This window comes from Bradyrhizobium centrolobii (genome assembly GCF_001641635.1).
Lineage (GTDB): Bacteria > Pseudomonadota > Alphaproteobacteria > Rhizobiales > Xanthobacteraceae > Bradyrhizobium > Bradyrhizobium centrolobii.
This window is the reverse complement of the sequence record NZ_LUUB01000106.1, coordinates 202,708-222,965: the sequence shown is the minus strand read 5'-3', so window position 1 is coordinate 222,965 and position 20,258 is coordinate 202,708. Positions and strand designations below refer to the sequence as shown.

The window sequence follows — 20,258 nt, the reverse complement described above, 5'->3', positions numbered from 1 at the left end:
TCAGCCGGCAACGCGGCGCGGGCCCTTGCGGGCCGGCGATACGGCTGCCGGCCGCGACGGCGTTTCCAGGCAGCGCGTGGCAATCTCGAGGCTGGCAACGCCCTCATCGCCGGTCACCGCCGGCGTCTCGCCATGGCGGACGGCGTTGAGGAACGCGATCAGCTCGGCGCGCAGCGGCTCGTCATGGCCGACCGGCAGATGCCGCATCGAATAGCTGCCGTCCGGCTTGAAGCCGAAACATTCGGTCACCTGGCGGGTCAAGAGGTCGCCCATCACGTATTTGCCGCGGGTCGCGACCGTGACGCTGCGCGCCTTGAACGGCGTCAACCAGTTGGTGTTGATGTGGGCGAGCACGCCGGAGGCGGTGCGGAATTGCAACAGCGCGATGTCCTCGCGCTCAGCGACCGCGCTCGACAATTGCGGCTGCACCTCGACGATGTCGGATTCGGTGAACCAGCGGATCAGGTCGATGTCATGCACGGCGAGATCGATGACCACACCGACGTTCGACATGCGCGGCGGGAACGGACCAACGCGCGTGATCGCGATCGACAGGATGTCCTCGCCCTCGATCGCCTGCTTGACCGCGGCGACCGCCGGATTGAAGCGCTCGACGTGGCCGATCATCAACGTCACGCCGGCCTTTTGCGCGGCAGCGACGATCTCGCGCCCCTCCTCCACCGTGGATGCAATCGGCTTCTCGACCAGCACGTTGATGTTCTTCGCGATGCAGGCGAGCGCGATCTCGTGATGCAGATGCGTCGGCGCCGCGATGGTGACGGCATCGACTCCCTCGGCAAAGAGCTGGTCGAGCGTCTCGAAGCTGTTGCAATTGGTCAGCTCGGTCGCGCGCGTCCGATGCGCCGTCGAGGGATCGACGACGCCGACCAGGCTGACGCCGGGAAGGCCCGCGAGCACGCGCGCATGGTTGCTGCCCATCACGCCGGCGCCAATGACGCCAACGCGCAAACCGGCCTTTGCCGGTGCAGAGCCTTTGGAACTCATCTGATCGAACCCCGATTCAATGCAAATCCCCAGCGCCTCTCCTAGCACGGACGCCACATTTGTGGCGAATGCCGAGATAGCCGTCCGGACACGATTTGATTCAAAAAGTTACACGATCTCCGGGCCTTAAGCGGCTGAGGATGCCGCTATTTCGGCCCGGATCACGTGATTCGGAGCCTGCTGGTTACGACCTTTGATAGTCGTCTTCAATCCGGATGATGTCGTCTTCCCCGAGATAGCTGCCGGTCTGGACCTCGATCAGCTCCAGCATGATTTTACCGGGGTTTTCCATCCGATGGACGGCGCCCATCGGGATGTAGATCGACTCGTTCTCATGCACCGTCTTCACGGTCTCGTTCACCGTGACGCGGGCCGCACCGCGGACCACGATCCAGTGCTCGGCACGATGGTGGTGCTTCTGGAGCGACAGGCGGCCGCCCGGCTTCACCACGATGCGCTTGACCTGGTGGCGCGCGCCATTGTCGACGGACTGGTAGCTGCCCCAGGGACGGTGCACCTTGAGGTGCTCCTCGGTGACTTTCGGCGCGACGGTCTTGAGCTTCGTCACCAGGCGCTTCAGGCCGTTGGCGTCCTTCTGGCGCGAGACCAGGACCGCGTCCGCCGTCGCCACCACGACGAGATCATCGACGCCTTCGAGTGCGACCAGCGCCTGATCGGTCGTGACGTTGCAGTTGCGGGAGTCCTCGAACACGGCGGTGCCGTGCGCGGCATTGCCCTGCGCATCCTTCTCAGACAACTCCCACACCGCGTGCCAGGAGCCGACGTCGGACCAGCCGCAGGACACCGGCACCACCGCGGCGCGCGATGTTTTCTCCATGACCGCGTAGTCGATCGAGATCGCCTTCGCCGAGCCGAATGCCTGGGGCTCAAGGGTCACGAAGCCGAGATCGCGGCCCGCATTGGCGACCGCATCGGAGACCGCCTGCACGCTCGCGGCGTCCACCCTGCGGTACTCGTCGAGCAGCACGGCTGCGGGGAACATGAAGTTGCCGCTGTTCCAGAGATAGCCCGAATTGACGTAGTCGGCCGCCTTCACGGCGTCCGGCTTCTCGACAAAACGCGCGACCGCGTGCACCTCGCCGGAGATCGCTTCGCCCGGGCTGATGTAGCCGTATTCGGTCGCCGGCCGCTCCGGCTTGACGCCGAAGGTGACGATGCGCCCAGCACTCGCAGCCGTGAGGCCTTCGCGGCACGCAGCGACGAAGGCGGCATTGTCCTGCACCACGTGGTCGGCCGCGAGCGCGAGCACGATCGCGTGATTGTCGCGGCTCTGCGCAAAGACGGCGCCCGCAGCGATCGCGGGCCCGGAGTCCCGCNNGCTCGAGGATGACGTCAGCCTCGATGCCGATCTCGGCAAGCTGCTCGAGCACCATGAAGCGGTAGGACGCGTTGGTGATGACGATCGGACGATCGAACAGCGACGCGTCAGAGACCCGCAGCAGCGTGTCCTGGAAGGTCGAGCGCGTGCCGAACAACGGCAAGAATTGCTTCGGCCGCACCTCGCGCGAAGCCGGCCACAGCCGCGTGCCTGCACCGCCGCACATGATCAGCGGGATAATGCGTTTGTCCATCGTCATTTCAAACCTTGAAGTGGTCCCGATACCAGGTGACAAAATTGCGGACTCCATGCTCGATCGGCGTTGACGGCGCAAAGCCGGTGTCGCGCATCAAATCCTCGACATCCGCGAACGTTTCCAGCACGTCTCCCGGCTGCATCGGCAGCAATTCTTTGATCGCCGTCCGACCCAGCTCCCGCTCCAGAAGTCCGACGACATGCATCAGCTCTTCCGGATGGTTGTTGCCGACATTGTAGACGCGAGACGGCGCATTTGCGGCAGCCGGGTTATCCACAGGCGCGCGATCGATGAGCTTGGATACTACACGGGTCACGTCGTCAATATAGGTAAAGTCGCGCCGCATCCTGCCATGGTTAAAGAGCCGGATCGGCCTGCCCTCGACAATCGCATTCACAAACAGAAACATGGCCATATCGGGCCGTCCCCACGGACCGTATATGGTAAAGAAGCGCAGGCCCGTGACCGGCAACCGGTAGAGATGGCTGTAGGACTGCGCCATCAACTCATTGGCTTTCTTGGTCGCGGCGTAGAAGCTGACGGGATGATCCGTGCGGTCCTCCACTGCAAATGGCAGTTTTGTGTTGGCGCCGTAAACGGAGGATGACGAAGCGTAGACGAGATGACGACAGCCGTTGTTCCGGCAGCCTTCGAGCACGTTGAGAAAGCCCTGGAGATTGGAATCGACGTAAGTATGCGGATGCTCGATCGAATAGCGCACGCCGGCCTGGGCTGCGAGATGCACGACGGTCGCGAACCGGTGCTGCGCGAACAGCGCCGCGACCGCCTCGCGGTTCGCCAGATCAGCCTGCACAAACGAGAAGCCGCGACCGTTCCGCAAAAGCTCAAGCCGCGCCCGTTTCAGCGCCGGATCGTAATAGCTGTTGAGATTGTCCAGCCCGACGACGGGCCGGCCCTCGGCCAGGAGCTGCCGGGCGACGTGAAAGCCGATGAAACCGGCGGCCCCCGTGACCAAAATTGCCTGATCCGTCATCCTGTTCCCAAGGCGTGGTTCGCGGCACCCGCATTGGGCGCTTCTTTACCCGCTGCGTCGAGGGGGTCGCAATAGCCCTGACTGCTCTCGTTATGAGCTATTGCAAGATCGGCGCCAAAACCATACCAAAGCGGCCAAATTCGGCGCCTCGCGTCGGGTGACTTCAACCTTCGCAAACCCTGTTCATGCGGGCGAGATGCGCCGAATCCTGCTATCGACGGCCAAGATCGTGATTTCCGCAGCGCTGCTCTATCTGGCGCTGCGCAAGGTCAACCCGTCCGAACTGTTTTCGCGGTTCACCGTGACCAGCCTGTTCTGGATCGGCATGGCGATCGCGGTCACGTTCCTGCAGATCTTCGTCGGCGTGCTGCGCTGGCGCGAGATCAGCGCCGAGTGCGGCGCGCCGCTCGAGCTCGGCCGGGCCATGCGCTACAACGTGATCGGCTCGTTCTTCAACCAGACCCTGCCCTCCGCGATCGGCGGCGATGCCGTCCGGCTTTGGCTCGTCGCGCGCGCCGGCGCCGGATGGCGTGCGGCGACCTACTCGATCTTCGTTGATCGCGCGATCGGACTGGTTGCGCTTGCGATCGTCATCGTCGCAAGCCTGCCATGGAGCTACCGCCTCATCACCGATCCGCATGGGCGTTCGGCGCTGCTGCTCGTCGACCTCGCGGCACTCGCCGGCGGCGTCGGCTTCCTGATCTTCGGCGCGCTGAAATGGTCGTGGCTGAAGACCTGGTGGGCCACCCACCACATCCACGCCTGCGCCGTGATCGCGAACCGTGTGATCTTCAACCGCTCCCGCGGACCGATTGTTGCGATCCTGTCGCTCCTCATTCACGTGCTCGCCGTCGTCATCGCCTGGTGCGTGGTGCAGTCGATCGCCGCGCCGGTCAGCTTCGGCCAGGTCTTCCTCCTGGTCCCCCCGGTCATGCTGATCACCCTGATGCCGATCTCGATCGCTGGCTGGGGCGTGCGCGAGGCGACCATGGGCCTGGCCTTCGGCTTCGCTGGCTTGGCGGCCAATGAGGGCGTCAATATTTCGCTGCTGTTCGGCGCGGTATCTTTCATCGTCGGCGCAATCGGCGGACTGGTCTGGATCTTCAGCGCGGAAAAGGCCGCGCAGGGATCGGCACCGATCGAGGTGCCGGAGTGACCGCGCCCGCCGTCGTTCTGTCATTGCTCGGCGCCGCGATCGCCGGGCTGATATCGGCCGTCATCACCTGGACGAGTCGTCCCCTGCTCCAGCGCTATGCCCTGGCGAGGCCCAACGCGCGTTCCTCCCATCGCATCCCGACCCCTCAGGGCGCGGGCATCGCGGTGATCGCCGCAACGCTGCTGGTCGCATCGCTCTGGGCGGCGTGGGCGAACGTGGCGATCCCGCCGGCGCTGGTGGCCGCGACGGTGTTGATCGCACTGGTCGGGTTTGCCGACGACATCATGTCGCTGCCGGTGCTGCTGCGATTGGTGCTGCAAGCCGCGGCCGTCGGAGCCGTCGTGTTCACGTCGCCCGAGAACTCGCGCATCGTGCCGGCCTTGCCGCTCGTGCTGGAGCGCGGCCTGATCGTGCTCGCCGGTGTGTGGTTCGTGAACCTCGTCAACTTCATGGACGGGCTCGATCTGATGACGGTGGCGGAGGTGGTGCCGGTCACCGCGGCGCTGATGCTGCTCGGATGGCTCGGCGAGCTGTCCTGGCCGGCCGCGCTGATCGCCACGGCACTGTGCGGAGCGACGCTCGGCTTTGCACCCTTCAATCGTCCGGTCGCCAAGGTCTTCCTGGGCGACGTCGGCAGCCTGCCGATCGGACTATTGCTCGGCTGGTGCCTGCTGGAGCTTGCCTGGCACCAGCAGCCGGCCGCGGCGCTGCTGCTGCCCGCCTACTATCTCGTCGATTCCACCGTCACGCTGTTTCGGCGCATCGCCCGGCGCGAACAATTCTGGTCGGCGCATCGCACGCACTTCTATCAACGCGCCACCGACAACGGCTTCACCGTTCCTCGGGTGATCGGCGAGGTGTTCGCGCTCAATCTCGTGCTCGCGCTGCTCGCCATCATCACGGTCCGCGCCGGCTCGGCGACGATCACGGCGCTCGCGTTGCTTGCGGGAGCAATCGCGATCGGCCTCGTCCTGTGGCGGTTCTCCCGTCGTCAAACGCCCTGAGTCGACAAGGCCAGCCGCAAGCCCTCATCGAGCGAGACCTGCGGCTGCCACCCGGTCGCGATCGCCTTGGAGACGTTGAGTTCGAGCGAACCGATCAGGCTGTCATGCGTATCCTGCCGGCCGACGATGCCGAGCAGCGAGCTCAACAGCTCCGGCGGCATGCGGAACAGGCGCGGTTTCTTGCCGGAGGCCCGGGCCAGACGCTCGATGAATTCGGGCGTCGAGACCTGTTCCCCGTCGGCCACGAGAAAAATCTCGAAATTGCTCGCGGGGTCAGGATGGGTGAGGCGCCGCAGGATGAACGACGACAGGTTTTGCACGGCAAGGAAGGCGCGCTGATTGTGGATCTCGGCAAAGGGCAGCGGCAGCCCCAGACTCACCGCACGCGTCAGCAGCGCAAAGTTCCCCTTGGCGCCCGCGCCATAGACCAGCGGCGGCCTTATCACCGAAATCTTCATCGTGCTGTCGCGTGCCAGCGTCCTGAGCCCCGCCTCGGCCGCCGCCTTCGACATGCCGTAGAGGCCGCGGGGCGTGAGGATGTCGTCCTCGCTGAACGGGGCGCGGCCGTCGTTGCTGCGGCCATGCACGAGAACCGTGCTGACGAAGATGAACTGGCGCACGCCGGCCATCGCCGCGCTACGCGCCAGGTGCAGCGTGCCGGCGATGTTGACGTTGCGGTAGAGCTGGACCGCATGCTCCTCGTGCTTGTGATGCACGCGCGCGGCCAGATGAACGACGGCGTCGACGCCGGCGAGCGCGGCCTGCCAGTCGGTCTCGGGACCGATCGACTCGATGACGACCTCATCGTCGATCCCTTCCGGGCTGCGAACCGCGCGACGGACCGCCCATCCCTCGCGCACGAGGGCAGGCGCAACATGACGGCCAACGAAACCGCTCGCTCCTGTCACCAGCACGACTGGTTTGCGTTGGCTCATCGTTGTTCCGCCAGCTCCGGGTTGCGCAATAATTCGTCGATCAGGCCGGCATAGGCGTCCATCGCAGTGGCGCGATCGAACCTCGCAGCAGCCTTCACCGCGCGCGCCGCGATGGCGCCCTGGTCGGAGCGGGACGCCGCGCGGATCGCGTCAGCAAGCTGATCGGCCCGGCCCGGTGTCACGACCCAGCCGAGACCGTTCTCCACTACCGTCAACGCCGCCTCGGCCTCCGGCTCGGAGACAAGCACGACCGGACGGCCGACCGCCAGCAGATTGTAGAACCTGCTCGGCACCGAAACCCCCGCGACGTTCTTCAGGTACGGAATGATCCAGAGGTCGGCGGCCGCCAGAAACGCCTCGAGCTGTTCATCCTCGACACGCGCCACGAAGCTGACATTCGGCAGCTTCGCATCAGCCTGCAACTGCTTCAACCGCTCGAAGCCGATACCCCAGCCGGAGAGGAGGAAGTGAATGTCCGCCTCGTCCTTCAACAGGCGCGCCGCCGCGAACACGATCTCCGGATCATGCGTGAAGCCGAGATTGCCCGACAGGCCGACGACGAAGCGGACCGGCAGCGCCCGGCGGAACGGATTGTCCGATGTCAGGGGGCGCGGAGCCGGCACGAGCGTCGCCCAGTTCGGAATGAAGCGGATCTTGTTCCGCGTCATGCCCCGGTAGCTGAGCAGCGGTCGTTCCGCATCACGACCGATGGTGATGACGGCGTTGAGCGCCCGAAACATCAGTGCGTTGGCGACGCGGATCGTCCTGGTCACGATCGAGCCGGGATTCAGGATGCCCGCCATGACGAGGACGTCGGGAAAGAGGTCGTGCATGATCAGCGCCGAGCGCGCGCCCTTGAGCCTCGCAGCCGCCGCCACCGCATAGGGCAGCATGAACGGCGCGGTCACCGTGAGCGCGACGTCGCCGCGTCGCAGCTCCCGAATCAGCGCGAAGAAAGTGCGCATCGCAAACAGAAGCTCGGCCGCAGCGCGCCGCTTCAGCGCCGCCTTTCCCGCTATCCGGTTCTTGATGAAGACGACGCGCGGCTTGCCCGGACCGGTCTGCGAGGCCGGCAACTCGCCGGGCGAGCCCGACAACACGACGACCTCGTGTCCCTCGGCGAGGCGGCAGGCAATCTCCGCCATGATCGCCGCCGTCGTGCTCGGATCCGGCGGATAATGCTGGCTCGCGACGACGATCTTGCCAAGCGATTGCATGGTCAGGCCGCAGTCGACCCGAATTCGGGAACTGCGTCCTTCAGGATGGTCCTGATGGTGGCCCGATCGTCCCGCGCGATCGCCTGTTCGAGCGCGGTGATCCATTTGCGCAGCGTCTGCATCGGCGGCTCGTTCGGCTGCGCGGCCATGATGCCGGCGACGCCGATCTCCGCGGTGGGTTCTTCGGACGCGAACAGGATCTCGTGCAAGCGCTCGCCCGGCCGCATCCCCGTGAACACGATCTCGATGTCGTAGCCGGGCTGCAGGCCGGACAGCCTGATCATGCGCTCGGCGAGATCGACGATCTTGACCGGCTGGCCCATGTTGAGCACGTAGACGGACACGTCCGAATGCTGCGCGCCGAGCGCGTGCGTCGCAGCCGTGATGACGAGATCGCAGGCTTCGCGGATGGTCATGAAGTAACGGACCATGTCGGGATGGGTGACCGTCACCGGACCGCCGGCCTCGATCTGGGCCTTGAACTTCGGCACCACCGAGCCGTTCGAGGCCAGCACGTTGCCGAAGCGAACCGAGATCAACCGCATCGGCGGCTTGGAGCCGCCGGCTTCAGCCGCGAGATCGTGATCGAGCGCCTGGCAGTACATTTCGGCGAAGCGCTTGGTCAGGCCGAGCATCGACACCGGCTCGATTGCCTTGTCGGTCGAGATCATCACCATGGCTTCGGCTCCGGCGGCAAGCGCCGCATCGGCCACGTTGATCGAACCGAAGATGTTAGTCTTGACCCCCTCGCTCCAGTCGCGTTCGAGGATCGGCACGTGCTTGAGCGCGGCGGCATGGAACACGATGTCCGGCTTGAACTCGGCCATCAGGCGCATGATGCGTTCGCGGTCGCGGATATCGGCGATCCGCCCCTCGATCGTCGCCGCGGCGCCATGGGCCGCGAGCGCTTCGGTGACCGCGTAGAGCGCGGGCTCGGAATTCTCGACGACCAGGAGCCGCGCGGCGCCGAAGGCGACGACGCGCTCGCAGATTTCGGAACCGATCGAACCGCCGCCGCCGGTGACGATCACGGCCTTGCCCCTGATCAGGGCTTCCAGGCGCGCGTAGTCGATCTTCTCGCTCGGCCGCAACAGGAGATCCTCGACCGCAACCGCGGTGAGCCGCGGCGTGTCGCCGCTCTCGAGCGAGGGCATGCGGTTGACGATCACGCCAAGCTTGCGCGCCCGCATCAGCACCGATTCCGGGTGAGCCTCAGGCTCGAAGGCGGACTGCGTCATCACGAGGCGGGCGATCGCCTTGTTGCGCTTGGCGAAGTCGCCAATGACGTCCTCGATGTCGTCGACGCCGCCCAGCACCGGCACGTTGCGGATGAGTTGGCCTTGATCGGAGCTCGAGGGCGACAGCACGCCGACCGGCCAGATGTGCTTGATGGCGCCGCTCTCGATGCCGCGCAGAAGCACCTCGGCGTCTGCGGCGCGGCCGATCAGCAGCGTCGGCGCGGCGTCCTCGATCCGGGCATGGCGCCGCACGCGGGTATAGCGGAAGTAGCGATAGGCGAGGCGCAGCGCGCAGAGAAACGAGATCTCGAGGAACCAGTAGAGGACGATCGTGACCTTGCCGAGAAAGAAGGCACCACGGACGTTGGGAGCGACGAAGATGTAGTCGAGAACCAGCAGTGCGACCGTCAGCACGGTCGCGACCCGGATGATGTTCAGCGCATCGGGCAGCGAAATGAAGCGCCACTTCGTCGTGGTCAGGTTGGAGACGAAGAACACGACCACGCTGAAGGCGAGGAAATAGGGCAGGATCTGGAACAGCAGCGGCAGACGGTCGAAAAAGCCCTCACCGCCCTCGAAGCGCAGGTAGAAGGCGACGAACAGCGCCGCCGTGGTGGCCAGGAGGTCGTGGAGCGCGATCAGGAAATTGCGCAAGGTAAGATGCGAAAGACGCGTCATCCGCCGACCGATGAATATCCAGTTTGATGCAACCTGACCGCGCTGATAGCCCATCTCGGCAGGACTTGCCAGCATAAGACTGGCCAGCAGCGCGGCGGGTCAGGAACCGGCTTCCCCCACCTTCGGCGCACCGCGCCGCGCTCCGATGACCATGCCGCCGGCAACGCCGACGCCGAGGACATACATCCAGCCCTCGTGGAAATCGAACAGATGGGAGTTGAAGAGCGAGGTGAAGATATTCTGGACCACGACCAATAGTCCGATCCAGTTGGCAAGTCCGTCGCCGCGAAACAGGAGAAGATGCAGGAGCCAGATCGCGTAGAGAATGACGACGCCGATGATGCCCCACTGCACGGCAACGTTCAGCGTCTGGTTATGCGGATTGCCGATCACCTCGGCGGAAGCCTGGTAGTGGCCACTGGGCGTGGCGACCTGCTCGAACAATCCGCGCGTCGAGCCCGTGCCGTGCCCCTTGATCGGCGCCTCCGCGAAGAAGCCGAGGGATTTCCGCCAGAATTCGAGCCGCAGTCCGAGCGAGGTGGGCTCGCCCTTCTCCTTATAGCGCGTGTAGTCGCTGGCGAAGGTATCGGCGGTCTTGCGCAGTTGCGGCGAGGCCTGCCAGGCGAGAGCTGCCCCGGCGAGCAGGGCGGCGAAGATGATCGCGATGCTGCGCCACCTCAGGTGAAGCAGCGCGAACACGCCGAACATGATCGGAATGGTGACGAGCGCGGTGCGCGATACCACCACGAACGCCATGTTGACGAAGAAGCTCAGCGCAAGCGCCGTCAGCAGCCCGGCGAGCCAGTACCGCTTCTCTCGCAGCAGCATCACGATGGGATAGGCGAGCGCGACTGCGCACAGCGTGAATTCCTGGCTCTGGTCAATGTAGTTCTTGACGAAGATGCCGCGCTCGAGGTGGTCGGGTTTGAGCGTGAAGTTCGGGTAGAAGGCAACCAGCCAGGACATCACCGACAACAGCGCGCAGGACGCCAGGAAGCCGATCAACACCCAGTGCCCGCGCGACGAGCGCTCGAAATGATAGAGCAGGACCGGAAGCACGAGCAGCTTGACCGTCGGATTGACCGCATAGAGGCGCGCGCCCCAGGCCGCATCCGACCACAGCGTCCCTACCAGAGCGAGCAAGAACAGCGCGATCGGCGCCGCGCAGATCGGACGCTTCAGGGATTGCAGGAACGCGCGCAGATCGAGAAACGGCACCATGCAGACCAGCAGCAGGGCGTTGAATATCCCCGCGAGCGATGTCGACCAGGGCAGCGAGGCCGCGGTCAGGACCGCAAACACGTCGACCGTCTCGGCCCAGGCCGCCGGACTGCGCAAGCGCCGCAGCAGCATCGCGCCCTTCGATTCATCTCGTGCGAGCACCGTCACTTGCCCCCTCCCCGCGCGCGATGGACCAGCGCCGTCGTGCTGAAGCCTTGCAGGATATCGACCAGGACGACCCTGCCGCCCGCGGCCTCCACGACCTCATGGCCGACGACCTGTTCGCGGGTGTAATCGCCGCCCTTCACCAGCACGCTCGGCTTGATCCGGGTGATCAGGTCGATCGGCGTATCCTCTTCGAAGATCACGACGAGATCGACGGCTTCGAGCGCGGCCAGCACCTCGGCGCGCGCACGCTCGTCCTGGACAGGGCGATCGGCGCCCTTCAGCCGCCGCACCGAGGCGTCGCTGTTCAGACCCACGACCAGGCGATCGCAGGCCGCGCGCGCGGCGGTCAGCACCTTGACGTGGCCGGGATGCAGGATGTCGAAGCAGCCGTTGGTGAAGCCGACCCGCTGGCCCTGCCCGCGCCATTCGGCGAGCTGCGCATCCAGCGCGCCCGGCTCGAGCACGATCTTCTCCTCGGCCGCGAGATAGGCATGCGGCAAAATTTTGCGCCGCAGCTCGGCCGCGCTCACGCTGGCCGTGCCCTGCTTGCCGACGGCAACGGCGGCTGCCGCATTGGCCATCCGCAAGGCCGTGTCCCAGTCCGCGCCCGTCGCGAGCGACACCGCGAGCGCTGCGGCGACGGTGTCGCCCGCGCCGGAAACGTCGCGCACCTTCACCGGATAAGCCGGAACGTGAACCGCCTCGCCATTGCGCAGCACCAGCGTCATGCCGTGCTCGCCTTGCGTGACGAGGATCGCCTCGCAATCGGCAAGCCGCATCACGTCCTCGGTCGCATCCACGATGCTCTGCGTGGTGTCAGCGCGGCTGCGGGTGGCTTCCGAAAACTCCTTGCGATTGGGGGTCAGCAGCGTGGCACCGCGATAGATCGCCCAGTTGAGGCTCTTGGGATCGACGATCACGGGCTTGCCGAGTTCTCGCGCGGCGTCGATCACGTGGCGGATCACGCGCGCGGTCAGCACGCCCTTGGCGTAGTCGGAGAGCAGCACGATGTCGGCGCGCGAGATCTGCGGCAGGATCGCCTCGATCAGCTTCGCCTCGACCGCGTCGGAGGTCGGCGCCGGCTGCTCCCAATCCGCGCGCAGCATGTGGGTCGAGAAATGCTCGGAGACGAAGCGGACCTTTCGCGTGGTCGGACGCGACGGATCGCACACCAGCACGCTTTCGATGCCGGCCTGCTCGGCCAGCGCAGCTGCGAGCCGCTTCCCGGCATCGTCGTCGCCGACGAGACCGACGAAGATGCAGCGCCCGCCGAGCGAGGCGACGTTGCGCGCGACGTTGCCGGCGCCACCGATGTGGATCTCGCTACGCTGCGCGGCGATCACCGGCGCCGGGGCTTCCGGCGAAATCCGCGACACCTCGCCATAGACGAACTCGTCCAGCATGATGTCGCCGATGCACAGCACCGTGCGGCGCGCAATGTCTTGCGCGAGGGCATCGAAATCGAGAATGGGCGTCGGCATGGACGTCTGCATGGTCTTGGGTCTCAGCGGAAGCGATCGGGCCGGTCGAGATAGCCGCCCACATAGGCCTTCACCGCATCCTCGAGCGGCGTGAAGCCGCCGTTATAGCCGGCACGGCAGAGACGATCGACCTCGCTCTGGGTGAAGTACTGGTAGCTGCCGCGGATCGCCTCGGGCATGTCGATGTATTCGATATTGGGTTTGGTGCCGAGCGCCGCATAGGCCGCGAGCATCAGGTCCTTGAAGCTGCGCGCCTTGCCGGTTCCGACATTGAAGATGCCGGATACCGATGGCGTCGCGAGCAACCACATCATGACCCGCACGACGTCATCGACATAGATGAAATCGCGGCGCTGATCGCCGTCGGCGATGCCCTCGCGATGCGACTTGAACAGCTGCACGACGCGGCCCGCCTTGATGTCGTCGAAGCGGCGCGCCAGCACGCTCATCATCGAGCCTTTGTGGTACTCGTTCGGGCCGAACACATTGAAGAATTTCAGCCCGGCCCATTGCGGCGGCAGGCTTTCGCCTCTGGCTGCGCGATCTATGACCGCGAGATCGAACAGGTGCTTGCTCCAACCGTAGAGGTTCATTGGGCGCAGGTTCTTCAGCGCCGATGGATCGTCACTGAATCCCTGCGTGCCATCTCCATACGTCGCTGCCGAGGAAGCGTAGATGAAGGGTGTCGCGGTTGTCGCACACCAGTCCAGCAGGCGCATCGGAAAGCGGAAATTGGCTTCGATAACGAGATCGCCGTCGATCGCTGTCGTCTCGGAAATGGCGCCCAGATGAAGCAGCGCGTCGAGCTTGCGACCGTTCAGCCACTGCACCAGCTCGGCCGGGGGCACGATATCCACAATCTGCCGCTTGGCCAGATTGCGCCACTTGCCCTCTCGACCCAAGAGGTCGCAGACCACGACGTCGCTCCGGCCGGCGTCATTCAACGCGGCGACGACGTTCGATCCGATAAAACCGGCCCCGCCGGTCACCAGCAACATTCAAACTTCCCTGCCCGATTGCCAAATCTCGGCGCGATTGCCCGGTCCTGCCGTAGCGCATGATCCGTCAAAGTGTAAGCGGTTTTGGGATCGGCCCGCTGCCTGCTTTACGTTCCGGCCCGGAGCGGCTAACCGAACTGCCACATCAGCGCACCCGTGACCACATTAACGAATGAACCAAGATTCGCAATTTAGCGGAAATGAGGACCGGAGCGATACCCGCCCGATCCTGATCATTCCCTATATGTGGATCGGCGATTTCGTCCGGAATCATACCGTCGTCAGGGTTCTTAAGGAACGCTGGCCGAATCGACCCGTCGATCTCCTGGCCACGTCCCTGTGCGCCCCGCTGGTCGATTACATGCCCGGCGTGCGCCAGGGGATCGTCTGGGACCTGCCGCGCAGCCGGCTCGCTGTCGCCCGCCAATTCGGCCTGGCGAAGCTGCTGCGCGAACGGAACTACGGGACCGCGCTGGTGCTGCCACGGACCTGGAAATCGGCGATCGCGCCGACGCTGGCCGGCATCCCCGAGCGGGTCGGTTTCGTCGGCGAGTTCCGGTTCGGCTTGATCAACCGCTGGCGCTGGGGCGAGAAGCGGCTACCCCGTTTCATCGACAAAAACGCCGCCCTTGCCCAGCCCGACGGCGCCCCGCTACCGCCGGAGTGGCCGGTGCCGCAATTGCGGGTTCCGGCCGAGGAGATTGTCCGCTGGCGGCAGGCCAACGGGCTCAGCGCAGGAGCCGCCGTGGCGCTCGCCCCCGGCTCGGTCGGCGTCTCCAAGCGCTGGACCTATTATCCACAGGCCGCCCGGCTCCTGATCGAGCAGGGCCTGGAGGTCTGGGTGGTCGGCGGGCCCGCGGAGAAAGGATTGGCCCAGGAGATCGTCGCGGCGGGCGGCCCTGGGGTCCGGGACCTGACCGGCACCGACCTGCGTAACGGCGCGCTGGCCATGGCGGCGGCGGGCGTGGCGATCTCGAACGATTCCGGCCTGATGCACATCGCAGCCGCGCTGGGAACGCCCACCATGGGCATTTTCGGCCCGACCAACCCGTATCTCTGGGCCCCGCTCAACGGCCTTGCCGCGACCGTGGTCCAGAAAAAAAGCGTGCTGTCCTGCCAACCCTGCCAGAGCACGATCTGCCGGATGAATGACCATCGTTGCATGCGCAATATCGCGGCCCCGGAGGTCGTCGCGATCGCGCAGCGGGTGCTCGGAGAAGCGCGCACGACCTGAGCGACGTCAGGCCGCTGATTTTTCCGACGTACTTACGGTAGTGCGTTCACCTAGAGCGATCTGCCCCGCTCAGCAGCTTCTTTGCTTGTGCAAAAAAAGAAAGAAAGTTGAAGAACTTAAAAGTCGATTCGTCAAAAACTAGTGAAATCGCTACGATACTCGTGATACGGGATGAGGATTAGCATGGTAATTGCGGAAGCGATAAGTGGTCTCGGCGCTGTCAAGACCGCGTTCGATATGGCCAAGGCTTTGGAGAACATCCACGAGACCGTCGCTCGTGATCGGGCGATTATAGATCTCCAGAAGGAAATTCTCGCGGCACAAGCGGCACAATTTGCGCTGCTGGAACGTGTAGGCAAGCTTGAAAAAGAAGTGACTCGCCTTGAAGCATGGGATGCAGATAAGCAGCGTTACCAGCTTGCTGAACTCGCTCCTGGCATTTTCGCCTATTCGCTGAAAGAAGGAATGGCAAACGGAGAACCACAGCATCATCTGTGTACTGCCTGCTATGATGCCGATTTCAAGTCTTTCCTGAAACGCGAAACGTGGAATCCTGGTCGATGTGCGATGATCGTTTGCCATGGTTGTGGTTGGTTCGCCTATGAGCATGGGTCGGCCGACCCAGCCCACAAGGGCCTGCGGCCTACGCCCTATCGAGAGTGATTGCTGTTGATGAATGCGTCGCCCGTGGCGCTCCCGCACAAACGGGCCAAGCTCGCGACCGATGATGGTGCGGGCACCAACGATTTTTGCGATGATGCCTGTCTACAGGTGTTTTGCCCGACGCGTCAAACAGATTCGCAAAATCCGTAAGACGCCACTCAAGCGGTCAAGCCATTGATTCCGCTGTCACCGGCTACTTTGCATGGGGTTGTTTTCGAGATTTGTTTGCGGTCGCGAAAGCGGCGGTTCAGAGCAGCGGCCGATAGACGTCCCCGATCCGCGCCGCCTCCGCATCGAGGCTGAATTGTTCGAGTACCCGTGCCCGTCCGCGCGCACCCATAGCGGTCGCGGCCGCTGGATCGCGCATCAGCGGTTCGAGCGCCGCGACAAGCGCATCGGCATCACCGGGCGGCGTCAGCACGCCGGTGACACCATCCTCGACCACGAGCTCCGCGGCCCCCGCACGCGCAGCCACCAGCGCGCTGCCTGCCGCCATCGCTTCAATCAGCGTCAGGCCGAATCCTTCGTTGCGCGAAGTGAAGGCGTAGATCGTCAGCCGCTGGTACCAGCGCTGCACTTCCTCGATCGGCAACTCACCGGTGATGACGATCCGCGATTGCAGGCCGGCGGCCTCGATCCGCTTCCTGAGATCGCCAGCAAAGGCAAGCTGCTCGGGCGTGACCTGGCCGACGATGACGGCGGTGAAATCCGGATAGTGCGGCAGCAATCGGCACATCGCATCGACGAAGACATCGGTGCCCTTCTGCGCGCGCACGCGGCCGAAGCAGCCGATGGCATGGCTGCCGGGCAGACCGCTCTCGGCGAAGGCCGCAGCGCGATCCAGCGGCGGCGCATAGACGTCGGTTTCGACACCGTGCGGAATCACGGTCGCCCTCACTTTCAGGAATGATGCCGATATCTCGCTGGTCGCGATGATCGCGTCCATCCGCCGGATCAGCCAGCGCGTGATCCATGTATGATGCCGCTGCGCGGCCGAGGTGAAGACGAGTTTTAGCGGCCAGCCGAGCGCGCGCAGCACGACGCCGGCGATCATCTCGTTGTTGCGGCGCGCATGCCAGATCAGCGGCGCCTTGCGGCGCCATAGTTTCAGAAAATCGGCAACGCTCAGCCGCGCAATCCCCTCCGGCGCGTCCGAGCCGAACCACGCGGCGCGAAACAGTCTTGCCAGACGCGGCGCCACCATCCGGTTGGTCGCGGTGACCCCGGAATAGCGCCTGTGCAGATTTGGCACGATCACTTGCAGATCGCCGGGGAAATTCGCCACGTCACGCTCCGTTTCGGAAGTCCCCTATACGCAACATTAAGCATAGTGACCAGTTCAGCCGTGCCGAAACCCCCTCTTCACTGCGCAAACGCTAGCATCGGCAGTTGATCGAAGACGGGTGAGATCATGACTGTGCTAGTCACCGGCGGCGCCGGTTATATCGGAAGTCACACGGTCCTGGCGCTGGCGGAAGCCGGCGAGGACGTCGTCGTGATCGACGATCTCTCCACCGGCTTCTCCGCCTATCTGCCCGAAGGCGTGCCGCTGTTCATCGGGGACGCCGGCGACGAGAACCTGCTCGAAGGCGTGATCGCCCAGCACAACATCGAGAGCATCATCCATTTCGCGGGCTCTGTCGTCGTGCCGGACTCGATGCGCGATCCGCTCGGCTACTATCGAAACAACTTCACGACCGCGCGCAACCTGCTCAACGTCGCGGTGAAGCGCGGCATCAGCCGCTTCATCTTCTCCTCGACCGCGGCCGTCTACGGCAATCCGGACCAGGTGCCGGTGCCCGAGCACGCGCCGACGCGGCCGCTCTCGCCCTACGGCTCGTCGAAGCTGATGACCGAGATCATGCTGCACGACGTCGCCTCCGCCTACGGCATGCAATATGTCGTGCTGCGCTACTTCAACGTCGCCGGCGCCGATCCGCTGGCCCGCATCGGGCTTGCCACCGTCGGCGCCACGCATCTGCTCAAGATCGCGGTCGAGGCCGCGACCGGCCAGCGCGCCAAGATCGACGTGTTCGGCACCGACTATCCGACCCAGGACGGAAGCTGCATTCGCGACTTCATCCACGTCACCGACCTCTCGCAGGCGCATCGCTCGGCACTGTCATACTTGCGCCGCGGCGGCGCCTCCACGACGCTGAATTGCGGCTATGGCCGCGGCTATTCCGTGCTCGAGACCATCGACGCCGTGCGGCGCGTGTCCGGGCGCAGCTTCGCCGTCCAGTACGCGCCGCGCCGGCCCGGCGACATCATGACCATGGTCGCCGACACCAACCGGATTCGCAGCCTGCTCGACTGGAAGCCGCAATACGACGACCTCGAGACCATCGCGGCGCATGCGCTCGCCTGGGAGGAAAAGCTGTTCCGCGAGCGTCACGGCGAGCTCCGGCACGCCGTCTCGGCCTAAAATCCATTCGGGCGCAAGCCCTTAATTGGGCTTGAAAAGCCCCGCTTTAGCGGGCACAGAGGCCATTCGATCCCTGACGCGCGGGCAGGCTTTTTCCCTGCGCCGTCAATGGACTACGGATGGCCCAGTTTCCAAAGAAAATCACCGACGATCCCTATGCGGCAGCGATCCTGATTCGCCGCCTGGTCATGGAACAGGGGATCACCTACTGGCGGCGCTACCTGGTCGCGTTCGCGCTTATGGCGCTCGCCGCCGGATCGACTGCGGCCGCGACCTATGTCCTCGGCCAGGTCATCAACCAGGCCTATGTCGACAAGAACATCCCCGGCATCGCGATGCTCTCCGGCGTCACGGTGATCCTCTTGTTCATCAAGGGCGTGGCGACCTACGGCCACATGGTGATCCTGACCAAGATCAGCAACGCCATCCTCGCCACCAACCAGCGGCAGCTTTTCGCCAAGCTGATGCGCGAGAGCGTCGGCTTCTTCTCCGAGCGGCACTCCTCGGAATTCCTGGCGCGGCTGACGGCCGGCGCCAAATCCATCACCGACGTCCTCAACATGCTGGTCAACGCCATCGGGCGCGACCTGTTGATGCTGCTCAGCATGATCGGCGTGATGGTGTGGCAGGATCCGCTGATGTCGTTCATCGGCCTCGTCGCGGTGCCGCCGGCGATGCTGGTGCTGCGCAAGCTGGTCAAGCGCATCAAGGGCCTCGCCTTTAACCAGTTCACCGGAACTGCCGACATCCTGGAGACCATGCAGGAATCGCTGCAGGGCATCCGCACGGTGAAGGCATTCACGCTCGAAGAGACGATGCAGAGCCGCATCGACGAGAACATCGCGATCGTCGAGCGCAACGCCAACAAGATGGCCCGCGTCGCCAACCGCTCCAACCCGCTGATGGAGATGTTAGGGGGCTTCGCGGTCGCCGGCTGCCTGCTCTATGGTGGCTACAGCGTGGTCGCGCTCGGCGCCACGCCCGGCCAGTTCTTCTCGTTCATGACCGCCTTCCTGATGGCGACCGAGCCGGCCAAGCGGTTGGCGCGGCTCAACATCGATCTGAACAGCCAGCTCGTCGGCGCCCGCATGCTGCTCGAAGTCGTCGACAGTCCGGCGAGCGAGCATTCCGACGACGACAAGCCGGCACTGAAGCTCTCCGACGCCCGGATCGAGCTGCGCGACGTCAGCTTCGCCTACCGCAGCGGCGAGACCGTGCTCAACCGCATGAGCTTCACTGCCGAGCCCGGCAAGGTCACCGCGCTGGTCGGTCCCTCCGGCGGTGGCAAGTCGACCGTGCTGGCGCTGCTCTTGCGCTTCCACGAGGTGACGCAGGGCGACATCGTGATCGACGGTCAGTCGATCTCCTCGGTCTCGCGCAAGTCGCTGCGGGCGCAGACCGCCTATGTCGGCCAGGACGTCTATCTGTTCCGCGACACCATCCGCAACAACATCGCGTTCGGCCGGCCGGGCGCGACCGAGAACGAGATCATCGATGCGGCGAAAGCGGCCTGCGCGCATGATTTCATCATGAGCTTCCCGCTCGGCTACGACACGCCGGTCGGCGAGCACGGCACACAGCTCTCGGGCGGCCAGCGCCAGCGCATCGCGGTCGCGCGCGCGCTGATCAAGAACGCGCCGATCATCCTGCTCGACGAGGCCACCGCCGCGCTCGACTCCGAGTCCGAGAAGCAGGTGCAGGAGGCAATCGAGCATCTCTGCCAGAACCGCACCACCATCGTGATCGCGCATCGCCTGCACACCATCATGCACGCCGACGCGATCCTGGTGGTCGAGGGCGGCGAGATCGTCGAGCAGGGCCGGCACGACGAGCTGCTCCGCCGCTCGGGCCGCTACGCCTCGTTCTTCCGACTGCAACATCACGACGCCGGTGCCCTGGCGCCGATCAGCGCAACCGCTTAGGATTACTTTCACCCCAAGAGCAGCGAGACCCGCTTCATGAACGCCGCCTCCTACGTCATCCCGCTCCCGCCCCAGGCGTCTCTTCCCGTCGTCAGGGAGAGCGGCCGCTACCCGGTGCGCCGCATCTGGTGCGTCGGCCGCAACTATCTCGAGCACATCCGCGAGATGGGCAATGACGAGCGCGCGCCGCCGTTCTTCTTCGCCAAGCACGCCGACATGCTGGTGCCCGATGGCGCCACCATTCCCTATCCGCCGCTGACCAAGGACCTGCATCACGAGGTCGAGCTGATCGTCGCGATGAAGAGCGGCGGGCTGAACATTCCC

Annotated in this window: 16 protein-coding genes and 2 pseudogenes; 7 read left to right on the top strand and 11 right to left on the bottom strand. The window is 64.8% G+C overall.

Features of this window, described 5'->3' with window-relative positions:
- The 4 genes and pseudogenes from AYJ54_RS39000 to AYJ54_RS38990 form a co-directional block, all read right to left on the bottom strand.
- Complete coding sequence (locus AYJ54_RS39000; RefSeq protein ID WP_063707790.1) at positions 1-1,005, bottom strand: Gfo/Idh/MocA family protein; 1,005 nt, start codon at positions 1,003-1,005, stop codon at positions 1-3.
- A gap of 184 nt (positions 1,006-1,189) precedes the next feature.
- Positions 1,190-2,342 (bottom strand): annotated as a pseudogene (locus tag AYJ54_RS38995) (mannose-1-phosphate guanylyltransferase/mannose-6-phosphate isomerase); the annotation flags it as partial.
- Between the two features lie 2 nt (positions 2,343-2,344).
- Positions 2,345-2,525, bottom strand: a pseudogene (cpsB, locus tag AYJ54_RS53110) (mannose-1-phosphate guanylyltransferase/mannose-6-phosphate isomerase); the annotation flags it as partial.
- Between the two features lie 79 nt (positions 2,526-2,604).
- The gene (locus tag AYJ54_RS38990; protein WP_063707788.1) at positions 2,605-3,594 is read right to left on the bottom strand and encodes an NAD-dependent epimerase; all 990 of its coding nucleotides are present in this window, start codon (positions 3,592-3,594) and stop codon (positions 2,605-2,607) included.
- Between the two features lie 196 nt (positions 3,595-3,790).
- Here AYJ54_RS38990 and AYJ54_RS38985 point away from each other — a divergent pair, with 196 nt between their 5' ends.
- Together AYJ54_RS38985 and AYJ54_RS38980 are read left to right on the top strand one after the other, a co-directional pair.
- Complete coding sequence (locus tag AYJ54_RS38985; protein ID WP_063707830.1) at positions 3,791-4,750, top strand: lysylphosphatidylglycerol synthase transmembrane domain-containing protein; 960 nt, start codon at positions 3,791-3,793, stop codon at positions 4,748-4,750.
- A complete protein-coding gene (locus AYJ54_RS38980; RefSeq protein ID WP_063707786.1) occupies positions 4,747-5,754 on the top strand; it encodes an MraY family glycosyltransferase in 1,008 nt (335 codons plus the stop codon). Before AYJ54_RS38985 ends, AYJ54_RS38980 begins: the two co-directional genes overlap by 4 nt.
- Here AYJ54_RS38980 and AYJ54_RS38975 read toward each other — a convergent pair.
- The 6 genes from AYJ54_RS38975 to rfaD form a co-directional block, all read right to left on the bottom strand.
- Positions 5,742-6,689 carry an NAD-dependent epimerase/dehydratase family protein gene (locus tag AYJ54_RS38975; RefSeq protein ID WP_063707784.1) on the bottom strand — a complete coding sequence of 316 codons (948 nt, stop codon included), beginning with the start codon at positions 6,687-6,689 and terminating at the stop codon, positions 5,742-5,744. The genes AYJ54_RS38980 and AYJ54_RS38975 overlap by 13 nt on opposite strands.
- Positions 6,686-7,906: a glycosyltransferase family 4 protein gene (locus tag AYJ54_RS38970; RefSeq protein ID WP_063707783.1), complete on the bottom strand. Its 1,221-nt coding sequence runs from the start codon at positions 7,904-7,906 to the stop codon at positions 6,686-6,688. Before AYJ54_RS38970 ends, AYJ54_RS38975 begins: the two co-directional genes overlap by 4 nt.
- Before the next feature lie 2 nt (positions 7,907-7,908).
- A complete protein-coding gene (locus AYJ54_RS38965; protein WP_063707829.1) occupies positions 7,909-9,822 on the bottom strand; it encodes a nucleoside-diphosphate sugar epimerase/dehydratase in 1,914 nt (637 codons plus the stop codon).
- Between the two features lie 99 nt (positions 9,823-9,921).
- On the bottom strand, positions 9,922-11,211 hold the full coding sequence (locus tag AYJ54_RS38960) for an O-antigen ligase family protein (protein ID WP_063707781.1): 1,290 nt from the start codon (positions 11,209-11,211) through the stop codon (positions 9,922-9,924).
- On the bottom strand, positions 11,208-12,692 hold the full coding sequence (gene rfaE1 / locus AYJ54_RS38955) for a D-glycero-beta-D-manno-heptose-7-phosphate kinase (protein WP_063707828.1): 1,485 nt from the start codon (positions 12,690-12,692) through the stop codon (positions 11,208-11,210). Before rfaE1 ends, AYJ54_RS38960 begins: the two co-directional genes overlap by 4 nt.
- Before the next feature lie 23 nt (positions 12,693-12,715).
- On the bottom strand, positions 12,716-13,690 hold the full coding sequence (gene rfaD, locus AYJ54_RS38950; protein ID WP_063707779.1) for an ADP-glyceromanno-heptose 6-epimerase: 975 nt from the start codon (positions 13,688-13,690) through the stop codon (positions 12,716-12,718).
- 172 nt (positions 13,691-13,862) lie between these two features.
- On the opposite strand from rfaD, the gene waaF reads away from it, so the two are divergent.
- The gene (waaF, locus tag AYJ54_RS38945) at positions 13,863-14,924 is read left to right on the top strand and encodes a lipopolysaccharide heptosyltransferase II (RefSeq protein ID WP_063707777.1); all 1,062 of its coding nucleotides are present in this window, start codon (positions 13,863-13,865) and stop codon (positions 14,922-14,924) included.
- 183 nt (positions 14,925-15,107) lie between these two features.
- Positions 15,108-15,587: a hypothetical protein gene (locus AYJ54_RS38940; RefSeq protein ID WP_136624228.1), complete on the top strand. Its 480-nt coding sequence runs from the start codon at positions 15,108-15,110 to the stop codon at positions 15,585-15,587.
- A 247-nt stretch (positions 15,588-15,834) separates the two neighbouring features.
- Here the strand turns inward: AYJ54_RS38940 and AYJ54_RS38935 are convergent, their stop codons facing one another.
- On the bottom strand, positions 15,835-16,872 hold the full coding sequence (locus AYJ54_RS38935; RefSeq protein WP_063707773.1) for a glycosyltransferase family 4 protein: 1,038 nt from the start codon (positions 16,870-16,872) through the stop codon (positions 15,835-15,837).
- Between the two features lie 126 nt (positions 16,873-16,998).
- Between AYJ54_RS38935 and galE the strand changes: the two genes are divergently transcribed.
- The 3 genes from galE to AYJ54_RS53105 form a co-directional block, all read left to right on the top strand.
- On the top strand, positions 16,999-18,012 hold the full coding sequence (galE, locus tag AYJ54_RS38930; protein WP_063707771.1) for a UDP-glucose 4-epimerase GalE: 1,014 nt from the start codon (positions 16,999-17,001) through the stop codon (positions 18,010-18,012).
- Between the two features lie 119 nt (positions 18,013-18,131).
- On the top strand, positions 18,132-19,934 hold the full coding sequence (locus AYJ54_RS38925) for an ABC transporter ATP-binding protein (RefSeq protein ID WP_063707769.1): 1,803 nt from the start codon (positions 18,132-18,134) through the stop codon (positions 19,932-19,934).
- A 36-nt stretch (positions 19,935-19,970) separates the two neighbouring features.
- Positions 19,971-20,258, top strand: a 288-nt coding sequence (locus tag AYJ54_RS53105) for a fumarylacetoacetate hydrolase family protein (protein ID WP_245329239.1), incomplete at its 3' end; no start/stop codon positions are given.

Bases quoted from the DNA above. Each gene is read 5' to 3' on its own strand.
- AYJ54_RS39000 (WP_063707790.1), bottom strand. From the start codon at position 1,005: ATGAGTTCCAAAGGCTCTGCACCGGCAAAGGCCGGTTTGCGCGTTGGC.
- AYJ54_RS38925 (WP_063707769.1), top strand. From the start codon at position 18,132: ATGGCCCAGTTTCCAAAGAAAATCACCGACGATCCCTATGCGGCAGCG.
- AYJ54_RS38940 (WP_136624228.1), top strand. From the start codon at position 15,108: ATGGTAATTGCGGAAGCGATAAGTGGTCTCGGCGCTGTCAAGACCGCG.
- AYJ54_RS38985 (WP_063707830.1), top strand. From the start codon at position 3,791: ATGCGCCGAATCCTGCTATCGACGGCCAAGATCGTGATTTCCGCAGCG.
- galE (WP_063707771.1), top strand. From the start codon at position 16,999: ATGACTGTGCTAGTCACCGGCGGCGCCGGTTATATCGGAAGTCACACG.
- AYJ54_RS38965 (WP_063707829.1), bottom strand. From the start codon at position 9,822: ATGACGCGTCTTTCGCATCTTACCTTGCGCAATTTCCTGATCGCGCTC.
- AYJ54_RS38990 (WP_063707788.1), bottom strand. From the start codon at position 3,594: ATGACGGATCAGGCAATTTTGGTCACGGGGGCCGCCGGTTTCATCGGC.
- AYJ54_RS38970 (WP_063707783.1), bottom strand. From the start codon at position 7,906: ATGCAATCGCTTGGCAAGATCGTCGTCGCGAGCCAGCATTATCCGCCG.
- rfaD (WP_063707779.1), bottom strand. From the start codon at position 13,690: ATGTTGCTGGTGACCGGCGGGGCCGGTTTTATCGGATCGAACGTCGTC.
- AYJ54_RS38975 (WP_063707784.1), bottom strand. From the start codon at position 6,689: ATGAGCCAACGCAAACCAGTCGTGCTGGTGACAGGAGCGAGCGGTTTC.
- rfaE1 (WP_063707828.1), bottom strand. From the start codon at position 12,692: ATGCCGACGCCCATTCTCGATTTCGATGCCCTCGCGCAAGACATTGCG.
- waaF (WP_063707777.1), top strand. From the start codon at position 13,863: ATGAACCAAGATTCGCAATTTAGCGGAAATGAGGACCGGAGCGATACC.